An 18463-nucleotide genomic window follows, 5' to 3' on the forward strand; every position below is an offset into this window, starting at 1 on the left:
AACCGATGCGCTTATGGCATGAAGCGCTGATACCTGCTTTGCCTCGGCAGCAGCTGTTAGGCCAGCATCGTGAAGCAGCAGCCTTGCGGGGGCTAGGCTGGGGTAAAAAGCACGCAACCGTCGATTACGTTTTTACCCATCCGCCCTATAAATTGTTTCAATACCATCAGTTAGTGCTGGATGAAATGACCCGTCGAGGCTATCGGCCAGCACCTGAATGGTACGATCCAGCGTATCGTGGCAAAAATCTGCCGCTGGAACCCTCCGTTCAAGCTGTTCCTTTGACTACGCCGATCTATCCAGAACATGATGAAGCATACTTGGAAGAATGCTTAGTGAATCTCCATAGTAAAGGGATCTATCTTTAAAGACCAAACACTTTCCTGAATATTTGTTCGGGAAAGTGTTTTTTTGCTTTAAAATCGACAACTTACAAAAAGTAAGCATATTGTTCGCAACTTTTTTTGTTCCTTGTTATAGTGAGAACAGAGAATCAGTAATGAGAAATGAGGAAAAGAAAATGACCATCAATCACAGAAATCTTGAATTTGGGTTAGATACGTTTGGCGATCTAGCCTTTGATGATACAACGAAAGAACGGATCAGTTACAGCGAATCGTTGCGCAATATCGTGGCAGAAGGAAAATTAGCCGATGAAGTCGGCATCGATGTCATTGCCTTAGGGGAGCACCATCGGGAAGAATATTCGATCTCAAGTCCTGATACGGTACTAGCGGCTTTAGCAATGGTTACCAAAACCATCAAACTAGGTACCGGTGTAACTGTTTTGAGTTCGGATGATCCCGTGAGGGTCTACGAACGGTTTGCGACCGTTGACGCGTTGTCGAACGGTCGTGCACAAATCATGCTGGGACGAGGATCTTTTACTGAATCATTCCCTCTATTCGGCTATGACTTGCAAGATTATGAAGAACTATTTGAAGAAAAAACAGCGATGTTCAGTGAATTGAGAAAAGGCAAACCATTAACTTGGGAAGGCAAGTTCACGCAATCCTTAAAAAATGCCGACGTTTTTCCAAAAATCGAGGGACACCAATTAGATACCTATGTAGGTGTCGGTGGAACCCCTGAATCGATCATTCGTGCCGTCCGTTATGGGTTTCCCGTTATGTTAGCGATCATCGGTGGCGAACCTGCTCGTTTTGCGCCCTATGTTGATCTGTATAAAAAGGCAGCGCAGCAACTGGGACAACCGATTTTGCCAATCGGCATGCACTCCCATGGTGTGATCGCCGACACCGACGAAGAAGCCTATGAAATCGGCTGGAACTACATTAAAAAGAGCATGGACAAAATCGGTCTTGATCGCGGCTGGCCAGCCATGAGCAAAGAGCGCTTTGACTTTGAAGTCGAACATGGGTCTTACTATGTAGGCAGTCCAGAAACCGTGGCGCAAAAAATCGCCCGTATGATGCCGCAAGTCGGTGTAGAACGCTTTGATCTGGTTTACGGTACTGGCGGCCAGCTGCAAAAAGACCGTTTCAAAACGATTGAATTGTATGGAACCAAAGTGATTCCACGGGTGAAAGAATTGTTGGCAGCAGGTGATGGCAATGCCTAAAACCATCGGTATTTTAGGCGCAGGCAAGTTAGGCTTAGCGCTCGCAAATCTTGGTGCCCAGGCGGGCTATCGGGTCTTGATCGCTAGTACGAAGCCAGCAGAAAAAATCGCCTTGTCCGTTTCTGTGTTGGCTCCGGGAGCGATCGCAAAAAATGCCGTTGAGGTGATGACAGAAGCCCAAACGATCCTTTTGGCAATTCCGTTGAGTAAGTACCAACAGCTACCAGCAGAAGCTTTGGCTGGCAAGCTAATAATCGATGCCATGAATTATTGGTGGGAAGTCGATGGCAAAGAAACAGAATACTCATCCATCGAGCAGACTTCTTCGGAACGTGTGCAACGCTATTTTTCCCAAAGTAAAGTAGTCAAAGGATTCAATCATATGGGGTACCACGACATCCAAGAGGAATCCTTGCTGACGAGAACGGCTGCTCAAGGAACTGCCAAAAAAGCCATCGCCATTGCTGGCGATGACCAAACCGCCCTCGATCAGACAGCAGAAATCATTGCTGCCTTCGGCTTTGATCCCTTTCCTATCGGTGCTTTAGCTAATGGCATCATGTTAGAACCCGGCAGCCCTTTCTTTGGTGCCAATCAAACCAAAGAGGGATTGACGGCATTGATGAAGGCGTTTTGGAGCAGTGAGAAAGGGCAAGCGTTTCTGGCGCGTCCTTCCGCTGTGAGTAACAAGCAGCAGGCTTCGCAGTAAAAGAGCCGCCTCAATGTACGATTGGATACGATAAAAACAACCCTCTTCTCAAAAAAGAAGAGGGTTTTTCCCATCCAGTCAAATCAGCACGTGGTCGCTAAAAAATACAATGTGATTGTTACGATTGTGATTCGTAAGCAGTGGTTGTTACGTTTACGTCTCTGCCAGACGTTCCATAGTGTACATATTAGCCTGTACCTGCTTTGTGCTCGCCTTTGACACCCACCCATGTTTGTTAAAGATCGACCAGCCAGTTGGTTTGTTGGATCTTTCCATCTAATTCTCGCAGCTGTTTGGCGGTCGCATTCAATTGCTCCGTTAGCGTTTTTGTATCGATCGTGCGCACCAGTCGAATTTCGTTGCGACCCATTCGGGGAGCTGCTTTGGTTTCATCCAGTGCTTGCGTAAGCAGTGCATGCTTACGGCGCAGCTGTTCTCGCTGTTCTAGTGCTTCCATCAACAATAACGCACTATCTGCTAAAGAGGCAGTCGCATTTTTCCGATTGATGGCTACGACTAGTTCTGAATACTGTTGATTGATCTCATCGTATTCCTTGAACAATTCTGTGATACTGCGATCCAAGGTATCGCCTTCTTGGACTAACATACTACTAGAGATTTCGTTGCGCAATTGAAACAGACGATTGTTCAAATCTCGTCTTAAAAGTAACGCTTCTGCTAATTTCATTTTGGCACACTCCTTTTTACAAATGAGAAGGCTTATCTAGTTCTTATCCTAGAGAAGAAGGTGACGAAAGGCAAGCAAGACGCAAAACAAGCACTAATAGAAAAATCATAAAAAACTGAATATTCGCAATTCTTGTTGACTTCCAAAAACACCAATAGTATACTTTAAAACAATCATGAAATAGACAAAAAAACGTCATTTACCTGTTTTTTAGATAAAAAGAAAGACGATGAAGAGAAGAGTAGCTTTGGAATCTGTTAGAAGAGAACCCGGATGGTGAGAAAGGGCAGCAGAAAAAAAGTGAAGATGAGCTCTGAGTGATCTGATTTGTTCACGCAAATCAGACGGAAAGCAGCCGTTACCGTGCCAAGTATCTTAGCGTACTGTTGAGGTGCCATTTGTGAGAATGGTGCGAAAAAGGGTGGTAACACGAAAATCTCGTCCCTTTGTTTGTCAAAGTTGATAAGCAAAGGGATGAGGTTTTTTCTTTTTATCGTTGAATGCGTTTTTTGCTGTCATGAAAAACACTTGCGTTGGTTGCGCAATCACATAGGAGGAAGAATGAAAATGATCTGGAAGAAGCGTTTATTGGTGGCAGCAGGAGTGATTGGGTTGACCCTTTCTGGCTGCACGACAACAGGAAATACCGAGGGATCAGAGGCTGGAACTAACGGAGCGCCGAATCAAGCGATCGCGGTGAGTCTACCAGCTGAGCTGACGACTCTCGATACGACCCAAACGACGGATAAAGCAACGTTTACCATCGTACAACATTTATTCGAAGGGCTTTATCGTTTCGATGAAAACAGCGAACCAGTTCCAGGCTTGGCAGAAGGAGTCGAAATCAGTGAAGATGGCAAAACCTATACCTTTACTTTGCGAGACGATGCGAAGTGGAGCAATGGCGAAGCGATCACTTCGGCTGACTTTGCTTATGCGTGGAAAAAGTTAGTTGATCCAGAAACGATGGGACCAAATGCCTATTTGTTAGATAATGTAGTCAATAGTAAAGACATTCGTGAAGGCAATGCAGACGTAGAAACGATTGGTCTGGAGACCCCAGATGACGCGACCTTTATCGTGCAGTTGGAGCAGCCGCAGCCTTCGTTTTTATCCTTGATTTCCATCGGCTGGTTGGCACCGCAAAATCAAGCCTTTGTTGAAGAAAAAGGCGAGACCTATGCCCGTACAAGTGAAGATTTGTTGTATTCTGGTCCCTTTACTTTAACCGATTGGCAACAGACAGGAGACGAGTGGACGCTAGTGAAAAACGACCAATACTACGATGCTGATGTCGTTCAATTGGAGGAGATCAAAGGCTCCACCATCAAAGAAGAAAATACGGGGATCCAATTGTTTGAAAGCGGCGACCTTGATTTGCAAAAAATCAGCGGGATCTACGTCCAACAATACGGGGACAATGAAGAACTAGTTACGCAAAACGATGTGGCGAACTTTTTCTTAGACTTCAATAAAACCGCCAACGATGCCTTAGCAAATGTTCATGTGCGTAAAGCGATCGCGTTGGCGATCGACAAAGAAAGTCTCGTGGATAATGTGTTGAACGATGGAGCGAAAGTTTTAAATGGATTGATCCCTACCGGCTTAGCTGCGAATCCAAATACTGGCGAAGATTTTCGAGCATATAGCGGTGATTATAACCTGTATGATTTAGAGGCTGCCAAGGAAGAGTGGGAAAAAGCCCAAGCGGAAATTGGCGAAAGTACGACGCTGCGTTTATTAGTGACAGATGATGACAATGGTCAAAAAATCGGGGAGTACTTGCAAAGCCAACTGCAAGAAAACTTGCCAGGCTTGTCGATCTCCATCAACAAACAGCCACGTGCCAGCTTGAATCAATCAAGAGCAAATAGTGATTATGAGCTTTCCGTTTCTGGCTGGATCGCTGGAAGCAGTGACATGGATATGTTCTTTATCTTATACAAAAACGGCGCTTCCTTTAACTACGGCGGCTATGTCAATGAAGAATATACGGCGTTGACGGAAGATGCGCGCACCGTTCATGCCAATGACCCCGATCAATATTTTGAAGATTACAAAGCGGCAGAAGAAATTTTGTTGGAACAAGATGCTGCGCAAGTCCCTCTTTACCAAAGTGCTTCAAATTATCTGATAAAATCAAATGTTAAAGACATCCAATTCCCAGCTTATGGCGCGCATTTCTTTTTCCGCACCGCCTATGTTAGTGAATAAGGGGAAAAATAGTTGAATGAAACGCGCATGTTTATTCGATGAACATGCGCGTTTTGCAACAAAAAAAGCAGTTCAGAAAGCCGAACTGCTAAATGCGGAAGATGGGAGTTGAACCCACACGAGATAAACTCACACGCGCCTGAAGCGTGCGCGTCTGCCATTCCGCCACTTCCGCATAAGATAAAGATAATCCTTTCTAGGATGAAATGCAAGTCCAATCTCACAAAAAGGAGCCCGCCAGCGGGGACTGGCGGGATAGGAGTAAAAATGAAAAAGTGTTAGGGTTGTTTGTTGGTATGCATTTATAATAGCGGGAAAATGTGAAAAAAAGTTGACGAATCAAACAGAATTCTGAGAAGAAATCGTCAAGAAAAAGTGAAACCATTTAAAACAGTCAGAAGACAAAAAGGAGCCCGCCAGCGGGGACTGGCGGGAAGGAGTAAAAATGAAAAAGTGTTAGGGTTGTTTGTTGGTATGCATTTATAATAGCGGGAAAATGTGAAAAAAAATTGACGAATCAAACAGAATTCTGAGAAGAAATCGCCAAGAAAAAGTGAAACCATTTAAAACAGTCAGAAGACAAAAAGGAGCCCGCCAGCGGGGACTGGCGGGAAGGAGTAAAAATGAAAAAGTGTTAGGGTTGTTTGTTGGTATACAAGTATCATACCGAGAAAATATGAAGAATTTTCGAGTGAAATTTAGAAATTGCGTGAATCTTTTGACAAATTATGGCTTCTGTTTGAATTTTTTCTTAAAAGAGAATTGACAAAAGGCACAAGCTTTGATAATTTTAATGAAACAAAATGCAAACGCGATGAAAAAGAAAGTAGAATCACGGGCGTTGTCTAGCAGAGAGTTCCAGCAGGTGAGAAGGAACGACAACAAATGATTTGAAAATGACTTTGGAGCGGATTTTCTGACTAATTAGGAAAATACGGTTGCCCCGTTAACAAGCGACAGTCTCCGAGTGTTCTCGGGTACTGAATGAGGTGAGGCCTGTGAAGGTTTTACAGATTAAGGTGGTACCGCAGGTGATGCCCTTAGCTTTGGCTAAGGGCTTTTTTTGTGTCTGTAGGGTCAGCTGTTTCATGCGAAGGTTTTGTTGAAAAGGAGAAAGGTTGTTGGGAGGAGAGAAAATGCACAAATTAGTGGTTCAAACCGATTTTGGTTTGCAAGATGGAGCGGTCAATGCGATGTACGGGGTAGCCTATCAAGTGGCACCAGAGCTGGTCATTGCGGATTTGACTCATGAGATCGAGCCATACAACATTCATGACGCCAGCTATCGCCTGCTGCAAAGCGTCACCTATTGGCCAGCAGGAACAGTCTTTGTTTCAGTGGTCGATCCTGGCGTAGGGTCTGATCGACGAAGTGTGGTTGCCAAGCTGGCGACCGGGCAGTTGGTTTTGACACCAGATAACGGCACCCTGACCTATTTAGCGACTTATATCGGAATCGCTGAACTTCGGGTGATCAATGAGGCAACTGAGCGCTTGGCAGGATCAGCCGAAAGCCATACGTTTCATGGTCGGGATGTTTATATGTATAATGCCGCTCGGCTCGCCAGCGGCGCCATCAGCTTTGAAGAGCTAGGAACACCTGAACCTAAAGAAGCGATCCAAGTTTTTGCCATTGAAAAGCCAAGCCAAACAGCTGAAACGATCACAGGGACGATCGATATTCTCGATATCCGCTTTGGTTCGTTGTGGACGAATATTCCCCACACGTTCTTTAAGCAATGGCAGGTCCAATACAATGAGTCGCTGCTCGTCAGTATCTACTACCAAGATACCCTGCGTTATCAAGAAGAAGTGCGTTTCGGACGCTCCTTTGCGCAAGTGGCAGAACAAGAACCCGTCTTATATGTCAATTCCTTGCTGAATATCGGTTTAGGGCTCAACTTGGCTTCATTTGCTGAAACCTATAAAATCGGCACTGGCACAAATTGGAAAATTACCCTCAAAAAAAGGAGAAATGAAAAATGAATCAATCAAAGTTTACAGTAAAACACATTGTTGCAATCGGTATCGGTGCCGCGGTCTTTTTCGTCTTAAAACGTTTCGTCACGATTCCGACGGGTTTCCCAAATACAGATATCGCCACAGCCTATCCTTTCTTGGCGCTATTAGGCGTTGTCTACGGTCCGATCGTGGCTGGTTTAGCAGGTTTTATCGGGCATGCCCTAGGAGATTTAACGACTTATGGTCCATGGTGGTCTTGGATCGCCGCCTCTGGGATCTTAGGGGTGTTCTTTGGACTTTTGACTCGTTGGATTCCAATCCAGCAAGGAACCTTTGGCGCTAAAGAAATTCGGACCTTCTTGATCGGTGAAACGATCGCAAATTTGGTCGTCTGGGTGATCATTGCCCCGATCGGGGATATTTTGATCTATGGCGAACCAGCGAACAAAGTCTTTACGCAAGGAGTCATTGCGGGATTGACCAATGCAGTCGTAACTGGGATAATCGGAGTGATCCTGCTAAAAGCCTATGCCCAAACCAAAACCAAAAAAGGCAGCTTGAGCAAGGAATCCTAACCAAAGAAATGTGTGAAGGCTAAAAATGAAACAAAAAATCATTCAATTTACGAATTTTTCTTTCCAATATGATGCACAAGCGGAACCGACCTTGAAAAACATCGATCTAACGATCTATGAAGGAGAAAAAGTCCTGATCGTCGGTGCCAGCGGTTCTGGCAAAAGTACATTAGGAAAATGTTTGAACGGTTTGATCCCGCAAAACGACAAAGGCAGTAGTACTGGAGAATTGACGATCGGTACCAATGCCTTTGGGCAAGCTTCCATCTACGAGCTGTCTTTGACCGTCGGCACGGTGCTGCAAGACACCGATAGCCAATTTGTAGGCTTGACCGTAGCAGAAGATATCGTATTTTCATTGGAAAACGATCAGCGCAGTCAAGCAGTGATGCAAGAGGCGCTGCGTTTTTGGGCAGAAAAGACTGACTTAATGGATCATTTGGCGAAAAAACCGCAGGAATTATCGGGTGGCCAAAAGCAACGTGTTTCAATGGCAGGTGTTTTGATCGATGAAACACCGATTCTACTGTTTGATGAGCCGCTAGCCAACTTGGATCCGCAAACAGGTGTGGAAGCCATCAAAATGATCGACCAGCTGTATCAAGAGAAGCGTTTTACCACCATCATCATTGAACATCGCTTAGAAGAAGTGTTAGCCGCAGCTGTCGATCGCATCATCGTGATGGAAGAAGGCCGCATCCTTGCCGACAGTACACCGAATGAACTATTAAAAACGGATATGCTACAGCAAGTCGGCATTCGTGAACCGCTGTATTTAGCTGCTTTAAAAAAAGCGGGGGTTCCCGTGACCGACGCTGCTGATTTGGTCGCGGTAGAAGCATTTGCATCACCTGAGATTGCCGAAAAACTGACTCAGTTTCAAGAAAAATTTCCGAAACCAGCGCTTCCTAGCCACCAGCCGCCGTTGTTGGAAGCAAAAAATCTATCGTTTTCCTACCAAGTGGGCAAACCAATTTTGCAGGCACTGGATTTTACCATCCATCAAGGAGAAATGATTAGTTTGGTCGGGCATAATGGCGCAGGAAAATCGACCTTGTCCCATTTGATTACCGGCTTTTTAACTCCGACTTCTGGCAAATTACTTTGGCAAGGAGCAGACATGGGCAATGATTCCATCAAAGAACGAGCGCAAAAAATCGGGTATGTGTTGCAAAACAGCAATCAAATGCTGTCAAAAAACTTCCTGTTTGACGAAGTTGCCTTAGGCTTGCGCAACCGAAACGTTCCAGAGGCTGAAATTACAGAAAAAGTTCATCAGACCTTGAAAATTTGTGGTCTTTATCCGTTTCGTTCATGGCCATTGTCGGCACTAAGTCATGGGCAAAAACGCCGAGCCGCCATTGCAGCGATCCTCGTCTTAGATCCTGAACTCATTTTATTGGATGAGCCGACAGCGGGACAAGACTATCGCCATTACACCGAAATGATGCAATTTTTACAGGAGTTGAACCAGCGGGGATTAACGATCGTTATGATCACCCACGATATGCATTTGATGTTGGAGTATACACAGCGGACGATCGTTTTGACAAAAGGAACGATTTTGCTGGACGCACCGCCAGAAGTTGTTTTAGCAGACAAACAAGTGGTGAGTGCCGCAAACCTCAAAGAAACCAGCTTGTATACACTGGCGACCCTTAACCAGCTGACAGATCCCGCCGCTTTTACTGCCGCCTTCATTGCCAGCGAGAAGGGGGGACACGATGGAGAGTAATCTAATCGGCTATCTTGACCGCAAAACGTGGATTCACCAATTAAGCGGTGCCGCAAAACTGATTTGTTTTTTGCTGCTATCCGTCATCGGGATGATCTCTTATGATACGCGCTTTCTCATTGGACTGGCATTGTTTTCGGTCTTTCTATTTGCCAGTGCTGGAATTCGCTACCGAGATATCGCTTTTGTATTAAAATTTATCATCTTTTTTTCGCTTTTGAATTTGGTGGCGGTCTATCTTTTCGCACCAGAATATGGGGTGGAGATCTACGGTACGCGCCACGTAATTTTCGAAGGGATCGGTCGGTATACATTGACCCAAGAGCAAGTGTTTTATGAGCTGAATCTGTTGATCAAATATTTTGTCACGATTCCCCCAGGGTTGATTTTCCTGTTTACCACCAATCCTAGTGAGTTGGCGTCCAGCATCAACCGCATCGGGATTTCCTACAAGATCGCCTATGCAGTCGCACTGGCTTTGCGTTACATTCCCGATATTCAAGATGATTTTCGGACCATTGCCAAAGCGCAGCAAGCACGGGGCGTGGAGCTTTCTAAAAAAGCACCTTTGCGCAAGCGAGTGGCAGGCAATGTCGCGACCGCGATTCCTTTGATTTTTTCCAGCTTGGAACGGATCGACCATATTTCTGCTGCCATGGAGCTAAGAAGGTTTGGCAAGCATAAGCAGCGTACCTGGCTGAAAGCTAAGCCGATCCAAGGCAAAGATCTCTTGGCGATTGCTGTCGTTTGCTTGATCGTGGCGCTCGGATTGTCCTTGATGGTCCTTAATGGCGGACGTTTCTACAATCCGTTTCGTTAACAAATCACCCCATGAAAACTTAAAAAACGGACGCATTGTCAATAATGAAAGTGGGACGGATGAGTCAACTCTGATTTATCCGTCCCAGAAATGATCGAGCAAAAAAACGCAGACCTAGCAGCAACTGACTTTAGCAAATGTAGTACTCGCTAAAGTTAATTGACTGACTATCCTGCGTTTTTTTGCCGCTAAAAAAAGGAGCCCGCCAGCGGGGACTGGCGGGATAGGAGTAAAAATGAAAAAGTGTTAGGGTTGTTTATTGGTATGTATTGATAATAGCGGGAAAATGTGAAAAAAATAGGAAGAGAAAGCAATAGAAGTGTGTCAATCTGTTGATGATTTTCGTAAAACATTCCAGCGTAAGCCTTTTGGATCTTTGATTGACGGAAACACGAAATAAGGCTACACTGATGGCATCAAAGCAGTACAAGGAGGGGACAGGATGGATGCCATTACGATCAACGGACTAAGCAAACAATACAACAAGAAGTACGCCATCGAGAACGTATCATTGCAAGTGGCAGAAGGAGAGATTTTTGGCTTTATCGGACCAAATGGTGCGGGAAAATCAACGACCATCAAAGTATTGTTGAATTTTATCAAACCAGATGCAGGACAGGCGGCGATTTTTGGACGAGATTGCCAACAAGCAGCCAAAGAGATCAAAACGTTTACTGGGTATGTTTCCAGTGATGTACGGTTTTATTCAAAAATGACGACAGCAGAACTACTGGCATTTACGGCGGATTTTCATCAAGTCAAGCAGCCAAAAAAAGAGATTCAGGAGTTGATGGAGCTTTTTCAAATTGATCCAAACAAATCGATCGCAGAACTTTCTTTAGGGAACAAGAAAAAAGTCGGGCTTGCGAGCGCCTTGATTGCACAACCGAGAATGTTGATTTTAGATGAACCGACCAATGGCTTAGATCCCCTGATCCAAAAACGGCTGTTTGAAGAGCTTCTCAGGAGAAACAAACAGGGGATGACGATTTTTCTATCCAGCCACGATCTGCATGAAATTCAGACCTATGCCCATCGGACTGCCTTTATTCGTGAAGGACAGATCATCACCGTGAAAGAATTGAGTGAGGAAGAAAATTTCGGCAAAGTTGTAACGCTCACGAATGAGGACAGCCTCTCATTAGCCGGCTTGGAAAATGTACAGGTTCTTGCTCAGGAGTCACACAGCTTGCGTTTTTTCTATCAAGGGGACATGAATCAGCTGGCACATTTTTTAACCAATCCTGCCATTAAAGAGTTCACGATCGAACACCCAACCCTTGAACAGCAATTTATGCTCCTGTATGAAGGAGGTTCTCAAAAATGACTTTAATGAAAATCGATCTTAAAAATACCTTCAAAGGCTGGCTAGTCTGGGCGATCCTTTTTGCAGCAATCATTTTTGCATTTACGGCTATCTATCCTCAAATGATCACGCCAGAAATGAAAACGTCGTTAGACCAGATGTTGGGCTCTTTCAGCCCAGAATTACTAGGCATCTTTAACATCCAACTGACAGGACCCTCAAGTTTGGTTTCTCCAACAGGTTTTTTCGGGTACTACTTTCAATACTTATTTATTGCTGCGTGTATTTATGGGATGCTTTTAGGCTTGAACAGTCTGATCACTGAAGAATCAGAAGGAACGATCGAGTATTTATATGCTCAGCCTATTAGCCGCAGAGAAATCGTTGGGTGGAAGTTCCTCGCTCGATTGTTGTTGCTGACTGGCTTTTGGCTGATTGCTTATGGCAGTAGTCTGGCCTCTTTTGCTCTGTTCAAACTGCCTGAAGACGACCTGTCCTCTTTTATTGAAGAAATCAGCAAAATCTTAGTTGCCGAGTACGGTGTCTTAGTCTTCTTCCTCTGTCTAGGTTTCTTTTTATCCACGATCTTGCGTTCCAGCAAACAAACCGCCAGCGTCGGCTTAGGCTGCGTGTTCGGTCTGTATTTGCTCGGCATCGTGGGGGAACTCTACGATAAATTGGAATGGCTGGCAGGACTTTCACCCGTGCGGATGGCATTACCCGTCCAACTCATGGATAACGGCGCCACATCAGTCCTATGGGTACTGCTGCTCGGTATCATCTGTTTCTTTGGCACCTTTTCCCGTTATGAGCGCAAAGACTTGCAGGTCTGAGTATATCAATCAAAAGACAAAAAAAGAGCCTGTCAGCGGGGACTGACAGGCAAAGGAGTAAAAATGAAAAAGTGTTAGGGTTGTTTGTTGGTATGCTTATATAATAGTCTCGAAATGTGAAAAAAGTATGACGAAGCAGGCAAGTTTTTGCGAAAAAATCATTGCGAAAGTTAAGAAAGCGTAAAGCGTCCCTTCACCAAAAGGCTTGAAGGGGCAACAAGAACCTAAAATCACTCCGAAGCAGCAGGCGGTTCATGCTGTTTCGGAGTGATTTTTTAGTTGAAGCTACTTGCTCAAGTCAAGGCTATCGACATTAAAGGTGTCGCCATGTGCTAAGTCACCATAACGATAGCCACGGTTAAACCAGTCCACGCGTTGCTGCGATGTGCCGTGCGTAAAACTATCTGGAACAACATAGCCTTGGTATTCTTTTTGCAGTGTATCATCCCCGATGGCATTGGCAGCTGTGATTGCTTCTTGAATGTCGCCAGCTTCTAAGATCGGTTGTCCTTGATAGGTTTCGCCTTGCAAGTATTTCGCAAAAGTACCAGCTAAGTAGTCAGCTTGCAGTTCCAAGCGAACGCTGTACTGATTGTATTCCTTCTCTGAAACTTGCTGGCGGATTTTGTCCAATTGTTGGGTAATCCCCAGCTCATTTTGCACATGATGACCGACTTCATGGGCGATGACATAGGCCATTGCGAAGTCGCCGCTTGCGCCATATTTATCGGAAAGCTCATTGGCAAAGCTCAGATCAAGGTACACATTCTCATCTGCTGGGCAATAAAACGGACCAACCTGTGACGTGGCATAGCCGCATGCCGACTGCACGCTTCCCGTAAATAATACGAGTGTCGGGTCTTGATAGGTTTCTTGCCGCTCTTGAAAAACGTCTTGCCAATAATCTTCTAAATAGCCGAACACGACTGCGGAAAATTCTTTTTCCTCCGTGTACTCACTAGTGCCCACATTTTCTGTCTGGTAATTGGCTGCTTGACCGCTGCCACCCAAGACATCCGGCAGCGAATTTAAATCACCACCGCTAAACAGGAAAAATAAAACAGCGATGATCACCGTACCGATCCCGCCACCAGCAGCCAACATCCCGCCTGAGCCAGATGATCGCCCCGTTCGATCATCGACATTTCTGCTTTGTCTACCCCCACGCCATTTCATGTTATCTCCTCCTATATAAATCCTAGCTTAATTATAAGAGAAAGGCGGCAGATTGTGAAAAAAAGCGCCTTGAAATTGTTATAAAATGCCTTCAGGAGCCTTGAAAATCAAAGTGTACACTCCTTTTAATCATTCTTTAATCTAACAATTAGCCTTCTAATTTGTTACAGTAGCAATAAAATAGAGGTAGATGGTGAGCGTATGAAAATGAATTATTCGGGGACATCGGAACGAAGGATTTTGATTTTTAAACGGTTGATTGCTGGCGAGCACCTCAGCTATCAGCAGTTAGCAGAGGATTATTTCGTTTCCCGCAGCAGTATTGCAAAAGATATTTCTTATTTAAAAGAACTGTTTCAAAAAGAAAGCTTACGTCTGAGATTTGATAATTCAGGTACATTTTTTGAAGGAAGTGAATCCCAGATTCATCGGGTGCTGAAACGCTTTTGCTTAATGATGCTGGATCAACCAGCGGCGTTTTCCTTGTTGGTGGAACCTGCGAAATACCAGGAAGTAAATCAGGCGTTTCGTCGAGCGTTAGTGGAAAAACAAGTGGAAATGCCCGACAGCTATATCCAAAGTATCGTCCTTTCCATCGTGCTGCTGATCGAACGGGCGAGTCATGCGGAAAACTTAGTGATTGAAGAAAATCGCCAAGTGGGGAAACTGTTTTTGGAGTTCGACAAATATCCGTTAGTCTATGAGCTACTGAAAGAAATCGAAGAACAGCACATTTATCAATTTTCACCAAAAGAAGTGCAATATCTAACCTACCTGATTGTCGGTAGCGGCTTGAAATTTTTTATGAAAAGTGAAAAAGTTCCTTTCGTCTTTCGGGGAAAAGTGCGCAACTTGATTCAAAAAATCAGCGAAGGCTTAGGCACCGACTTGACCCAAGACAATCGATTGGAAGAAGATGTGACGATTCATCTGTATCAACTGCTGTTGCGGATCGAAGCGCAAACCACAGTCATCAACCCTTTGTTAGAGGAAATCAAACAAAACTATCCTGCCTTGTATGGCGTGGTCTGGTTCTCGCTCCATGATTTCTTGAAAGCGTATCAAGTGGGGATCTCTGATGATGAGATCGGATTTGTCACGATCCATTTTCAAGCAGCGATCGAGCGAATGCGCCGCATGAACAAAATCATTTTTGTCTGTCCCAATGGCGTCGGCACTAGCTCGTTTGTCTCTGCGAAAATTCGTCGCATTCTGCCAGAGATCGACAGTATCGAAACCGTTTCAGTAGAAAAATTAAAGCAGATGGACATCTCGGCGATCGATTTTATTATTTCAACCATCGATCTCGTCGAGATTCAAAAACCTGTGGTGCGGATCTCGCCTATGGTGACCAATCGCGACATGAAGCGGATCATGAATCACTACATCGATTTAGTCATCGATAATGAGGCGGCGGTCGATCAAAATAGTTTACTTCTTCAAGCCCAATCGATGATCCAGCCAACCGTCTTTTTCGAGCGATTTGCCAGCAAAACAGAAGCCATCAATTTTTTGATCGAACAAACCCCTTTTAGTGATGAAAAACGAAAAGCGCAGTTTCAGCAATCCGTCATTGAAAGAGAGCAGCTACAATCAACCTATTTAGATAATGGCTTTGCCATCCCTCATGGCAATCCGAATTATGTCGAAAAAACAGCCATCTCGATTTTGCTTTTGGATCAGCCAGTAGAATGGGGCAACCAAAAAGCCGACATCATTATTTTATTGATGATCCGAGAGGATGAGACGCAAAAGGTGGAACCAATGATGAAATTGATCATGCAAGGAATCGAAAACAAAGAATGGTTCCTATCAAAAATGTTGGAGGTTAAATCAGAATGAAAGTGAAGGATTCTTTGCCTGAAAAGCATATACAAACGGATGAGACAGTGACAGATTGGCGCTCAGCCGTAAAATTAGCCAGCCAGCCCTTGCTGGATGAAGCGCTAATTACGTCAGAATACATCGAAGCGATGATTCAAAGTGTGGAAGAAAATGGTCCTTACATGGTGTTGGCGGATTACTTTGCGCTGATGCATGCCCGTCCTGGAGAAGGGGTTTTGGAACAAAGTATGAGCCTTTTAGTAACGAAACAGCCCATCGATCTTGAGGGCAAACCGGTGCGGATATTTCTTGTCTTAGCCGCCGCAGATAGTCAAAGCCATCTAGAAAGCTTGAAAGAGATCATGGCGATCTTTATGGATGAAGAAAAATACAACGTGATATTAAATGGCGATCGGGAACAAATTTGTCAATTATTCCAATAGGAGGAAAAGGATATGAAAATTTTAGCAGTATGTGGATTTGGTGTAGGAAGCTCAATGGTATTGAAGATGACGATCGACAAGGTGATCAAAGAGTTAGGGTTGACGGCAACTGCCGAGAATACTGATTTATCGACGGCAAAAGCGACACCAGCAGATGTTTATTTTACGAGTAATGAATTATTGAATGAGTTAAAAGCATCCGTGAAAGCACCCGTTTATCCAATCAAAAAGTATATGGATAAAGAAGAAGTCAAACAGCAAATGGAAAAATTTTTAGCTGAAAGAGAGGGATAATCATGAATTTTGTCACGGATTATATTTTAAAAAATCCGCCAGTCCTACTGGGGATCATTGCCATGATTGGGTTATTGGTACAAAGAAAACCTTTTGCAGAAGTCGTCAAAGGAACCTTAACAGCTTCCTTCGGGATGGTGGCATTGACGGCTGGGGTAAATATGTTGGTGGGAACGATCGCACCGATCAATGCAGCGGTTCAAACCCAATTAGGCGTTGCTGTGTCAGATGGTCTCTCTGACATCACCTTTACGGCAGAATACGGCGGAACAGTTGGTTTAGCGATGTTTTTCGGACTTGTCATTCATTTATTGATTGCTCGCTTTACACCTGTGAAGACGATTTTCCTCACCGGCCACATGTTGTGGTGGTTCCCATTTGTCATCGTCGCTGGGGGCGTTGAAGGCGGGCTTACTGGAATCCCACTGTTGATCTTAGGGGCGGTTCTATCTGCTTGTTACTGGTCCTTCATGCCATGGATCATGCGTAAATATGTATGGGATGCCACAGGCGATGATTCATTCTTGATCGGTCATCCAACGGGGATCTTGTCATTGGTTTCAGGCTTTGTTGCAAAACGGGTCGGAAACAAAGAAAAATCGACGGAAGATTTGAAAGTGCCAGAAAATCTATCGTTTTTCCGTGAAATATCGATTACTGGCGCGTTAGTGATGTTTTTGATGAATGTCGTCATCGGTTTGATTGCGCCCGTATTAGTTCCTGAAGGGGGCAACTTGGTGATGTTTGCGGTTGATGCTGGCTTGAACTTCGGTGCAGGATTATTGATCATGTTGTATGGGGTACGTCTATTGATCAACCAAATCATTCCCGCCTTTCAAGGGATCGCAGAAAAAGTCGTTCCTGGAGCAAAACCAGCTTTTGATGTGCCCATCTTGTTCAACTATCGTCCAAATGCTGTAATCATCGGCTTTATCGTGGCGATGATCACCTCAACGATTTTAGTGGTCATTGCCAATACGACCAACGTCTTTGGCATTTTGATCGTTCCTTTAGTCATCACCAGCTTCTTTGAATGTGGCGGTGCTGCGGTGATCGGCGAAGGACAAGGGGGCTTGCGAGGTGCCATTATTGGTACGATCACAGCTTCTGTCGTTATGGTAGCACTCGTTGGGATCTCTGCAGCGTTGTTCTCAACGACGATTCAAAACTGGATCTTGATTTTCGGTGGGAACGATTTATCTCTATGGGGCATCCTTGGTGAATTGATCGGCAAGCTGTTTGGAGGGTTTTAAATGTTTCAATACTTTGAAAAAGCAAAAGAACTATTGTCTATTGTAGAAGAAAAAGAAGCACCAGCGATTGAGCAAGCCATTGAATTGCTGACGCAAGCCAACTTGACCAAAAAAGCCATTTACATTTTTGGCGCAAGTCACGCTGGGATCTTAGCCGAAGAGATGTATTATCGAGCAGGCGGCATGATGACGATCAACGCGATCTTTGGAAGAGAACTGATGCTTGATCGTAGCCCAATCACCTTCACAAGTAAAATGGAGCGCTTAGAAGGCTATGGTAGTGCCTTGGCGGCGACCCAACCCTTTACATCAGGTGATGTGCTGATCTTGCATTCGGTGTCTGGGCGAAACCCCGTTATCATCGATATGGCGCTTCATGCCAAAGAAAAAGGAGTCAAGATCATCGCATTAACGAACCTTACCTATTCGAAAACAGTCACCAGCCGCCATACTTCAGGCTTGCGTTTGTTTGAAACGGCGGATATCGTCATCGACAATCATGGGGAGATTGGCGATGCTGCGTGTACGATTCCAGACGTCGAACAAAAAGTCGGACCTACATCCACCGTAGTCGGCGCAACGATCTTAAATGCGATCATCGTTGAAGTTTGCCAAAAACTAAAAGAAGCCGGTGTCGACTATCCGCCGATTTTTTACTCAGCGAACCTAGAGGGCGGGGATGAATTGAACCAGTCCCTGTTTGAAAAGTACCAAGAAGCGATCCATTATCAGCTGTAAGTCAAGAGTTAGTCGTTCCTTAGCGAAATAAGACGGTCAAAGAAACCATTCAAGACATTTTCTCCTTGCGAGAGAATGTCTTTTTTGTAGTTACTTGTTAGAAAAGGGCCGGAGCATAGGGATGAAAAAGCGATTCAAGCAAAGAAGGCTTAAACTGGAATTATGTATTTTTACTTAATAATGGTCTTTAAAAATAAAAATATATAAAATATTAGCTAAAATATGAATAAAATACTACAAAAACGATTGTTGTTTAACTTCCCGCTCGGTATAATTAGCTTGGGAGCTACAGCAAGACAACAAATAATGAAT

Annotated in this window: 17 protein-coding genes, 1 tRNA gene and 1 other annotated feature; of the genes, 15 read left to right on the forward strand and 3 right to left on the reverse strand. The window is 44.5% G+C overall.

The window, feature by feature from the left end:
* The first annotated feature begins 5 nt into the window (after positions 1-5).
* From IGI69_RS04405 to IGI69_RS04415, 3 genes are all read left to right on the forward strand, one after another.
* Entirely contained in the window at positions 6-368 is a 363-nt protein-coding gene (locus IGI69_RS04405; RefSeq protein ID WP_016610641.1) for a TIGR02328 family protein, read from the forward strand.
* Positions 369-520: 152 nt separating this feature from the next.
* The gene (locus IGI69_RS04410) at positions 521-1582 is read left to right on the forward strand and encodes an LLM class flavin-dependent oxidoreductase (RefSeq protein ID WP_015509212.1); all 1062 of its coding nucleotides are present in this window, start codon (positions 521-523) and stop codon (positions 1580-1582) included.
* Positions 1575-2291 (forward strand): NADPH-dependent F420 reductase, encoded by a 717-nt coding sequence (locus IGI69_RS04415; RefSeq protein WP_270266587.1) that lies wholly within the window; start codon positions 1575-1577, stop codon positions 2289-2291. Before IGI69_RS04410 ends, IGI69_RS04415 begins: the two co-directional genes overlap by 8 nt.
* Before the next feature lie 235 nt (positions 2292-2526).
* On the opposite strand, the gene IGI69_RS04420 is transcribed toward IGI69_RS04415, so the two are convergent.
* Positions 2527-2979, reverse strand: coding sequence for a DIP1984 family protein (locus IGI69_RS04420; protein ID WP_270266269.1), 453 nt, complete (start codon positions 2977-2979; stop codon positions 2527-2529).
* Positions 2980-3540: 561 nt separating this feature from the next.
* Between IGI69_RS04420 and IGI69_RS04425 the strand changes: the two genes are divergently transcribed.
* Positions 3541-5193, forward strand: a complete 1653-nt coding sequence (locus IGI69_RS04425; protein ID WP_270266270.1) for a peptide ABC transporter substrate-binding protein — start codon at positions 3541-3543, stop codon at positions 5191-5193.
* A 93-nt stretch (positions 5194-5286) separates the two neighbouring features.
* Here IGI69_RS04425 and IGI69_RS04430 read toward each other — a convergent pair.
* Positions 5287-5368, reverse strand: a tRNA-Leu gene (locus tag IGI69_RS04430).
* A gap of 630 nt (positions 5369-5998) precedes the next feature.
* Positions 5999-6238 (forward strand) — a binding site (T-box leader).
* A 91-nt stretch (positions 6239-6329) separates the two neighbouring features.
* Here IGI69_RS04430 and IGI69_RS04435 point away from each other — a divergent pair.
* The 6 genes from IGI69_RS04435 (at position 6330) to IGI69_RS04460 (ending at position 12423) form a co-directional block, all read left to right on the forward strand.
* Positions 6330-7178: an SAM hydrolase/SAM-dependent halogenase family protein gene (locus IGI69_RS04435; protein ID WP_005225399.1), complete on the forward strand. Its 849-nt coding sequence runs from the start codon at positions 6330-6332 to the stop codon at positions 7176-7178.
* Positions 7175-7729, forward strand: coding sequence for an ECF-type riboflavin transporter substrate-binding protein (locus IGI69_RS04440; RefSeq protein ID WP_005225401.1), 555 nt, complete (start codon positions 7175-7177; stop codon positions 7727-7729). Before IGI69_RS04435 ends, IGI69_RS04440 begins: the two co-directional genes overlap by 4 nt.
* Positions 7730-7754: 25 nt before the next feature.
* Positions 7755-9464, forward strand: a complete 1710-nt coding sequence (locus IGI69_RS04445) for an ABC transporter ATP-binding protein (RefSeq protein WP_270266273.1) — start codon at positions 7755-7757, stop codon at positions 9462-9464.
* Complete coding sequence (locus IGI69_RS04450; protein ID WP_438739834.1) at positions 9454-10284, forward strand: energy-coupling factor transporter transmembrane component T family protein; 831 nt, start codon at positions 9454-9456, stop codon at positions 10282-10284. The genes IGI69_RS04445 and IGI69_RS04450 overlap by 11 nt, the downstream gene beginning before the upstream one ends.
* A 442-nt stretch (positions 10285-10726) precedes the next feature.
* A complete protein-coding gene (locus tag IGI69_RS04455) occupies positions 10727-11611 on the forward strand; it encodes an ABC transporter ATP-binding protein (RefSeq protein WP_115232041.1) in 885 nt (294 codons plus the stop codon).
* Positions 11608-12423, forward strand: coding sequence for an ABC transporter permease subunit (locus IGI69_RS04460; RefSeq protein WP_438739836.1), 816 nt, complete (start codon positions 11608-11610; stop codon positions 12421-12423). The genes IGI69_RS04455 and IGI69_RS04460 overlap by 4 nt, the downstream gene beginning before the upstream one ends.
* A 285-nt stretch (positions 12424-12708) precedes the next feature.
* Here the strand turns inward: IGI69_RS04460 and ypfJ are convergent, their stop codons facing one another.
* A complete protein-coding gene (gene ypfJ / locus IGI69_RS04465; RefSeq protein WP_010747705.1) occupies positions 12709-13599 on the reverse strand; it encodes a KPN_02809 family neutral zinc metallopeptidase in 891 nt (296 codons plus the stop codon).
* A 201-nt stretch (positions 13600-13800) separates the two neighbouring features.
* Between ypfJ and IGI69_RS04470 the strand changes: the two genes are divergently transcribed.
* From IGI69_RS04470 to IGI69_RS04490, 5 genes are read left to right on the forward strand one after another with little or no spacing between them, the layout of a single operon-like run.
* The gene (locus IGI69_RS04470) at positions 13801-15441 is read left to right on the forward strand and encodes a BglG family transcription antiterminator (RefSeq protein ID WP_074534938.1); all 1641 of its coding nucleotides are present in this window, start codon (positions 13801-13803) and stop codon (positions 15439-15441) included.
* The gene (locus IGI69_RS04475; RefSeq protein ID WP_074534939.1) at positions 15438-15866 is read left to right on the forward strand and encodes a PTS sugar transporter subunit IIA; all 429 of its coding nucleotides are present in this window, start codon (positions 15438-15440) and stop codon (positions 15864-15866) included. The genes IGI69_RS04470 and IGI69_RS04475 overlap by 4 nt, the downstream gene beginning before the upstream one ends.
* A 12-nt stretch (positions 15867-15878) precedes the next feature.
* Positions 15879-16160 (forward strand): PTS sugar transporter subunit IIB, encoded by a 282-nt coding sequence (locus IGI69_RS04480; RefSeq protein WP_005225413.1) that lies wholly within the window; start codon positions 15879-15881, stop codon positions 16158-16160.
* Positions 16161-16162: 2 nt separating this feature from the next.
* The gene (locus tag IGI69_RS04485; protein WP_016610654.1) at positions 16163-17413 is read left to right on the forward strand and encodes a PTS ascorbate transporter subunit IIC; all 1251 of its coding nucleotides are present in this window, start codon (positions 16163-16165) and stop codon (positions 17411-17413) included.
* Positions 17414-18151 carry an SIS domain-containing protein gene (locus IGI69_RS04490; protein WP_074534940.1) on the forward strand — a complete coding sequence of 246 codons (738 nt, stop codon included), beginning with the start codon at positions 17414-17416 and terminating at the stop codon, positions 18149-18151.
* Positions 18152-18463 lie beyond the last annotated feature (312 nt).

This window comes from Enterococcus sp. DIV1083b (assembly GCF_051713705.1).
Taxonomy (GTDB): Bacteria; Bacillota; Bacilli; order Lactobacillales; family Enterococcaceae; genus Enterococcus_D; species Enterococcus_D casseliflavus.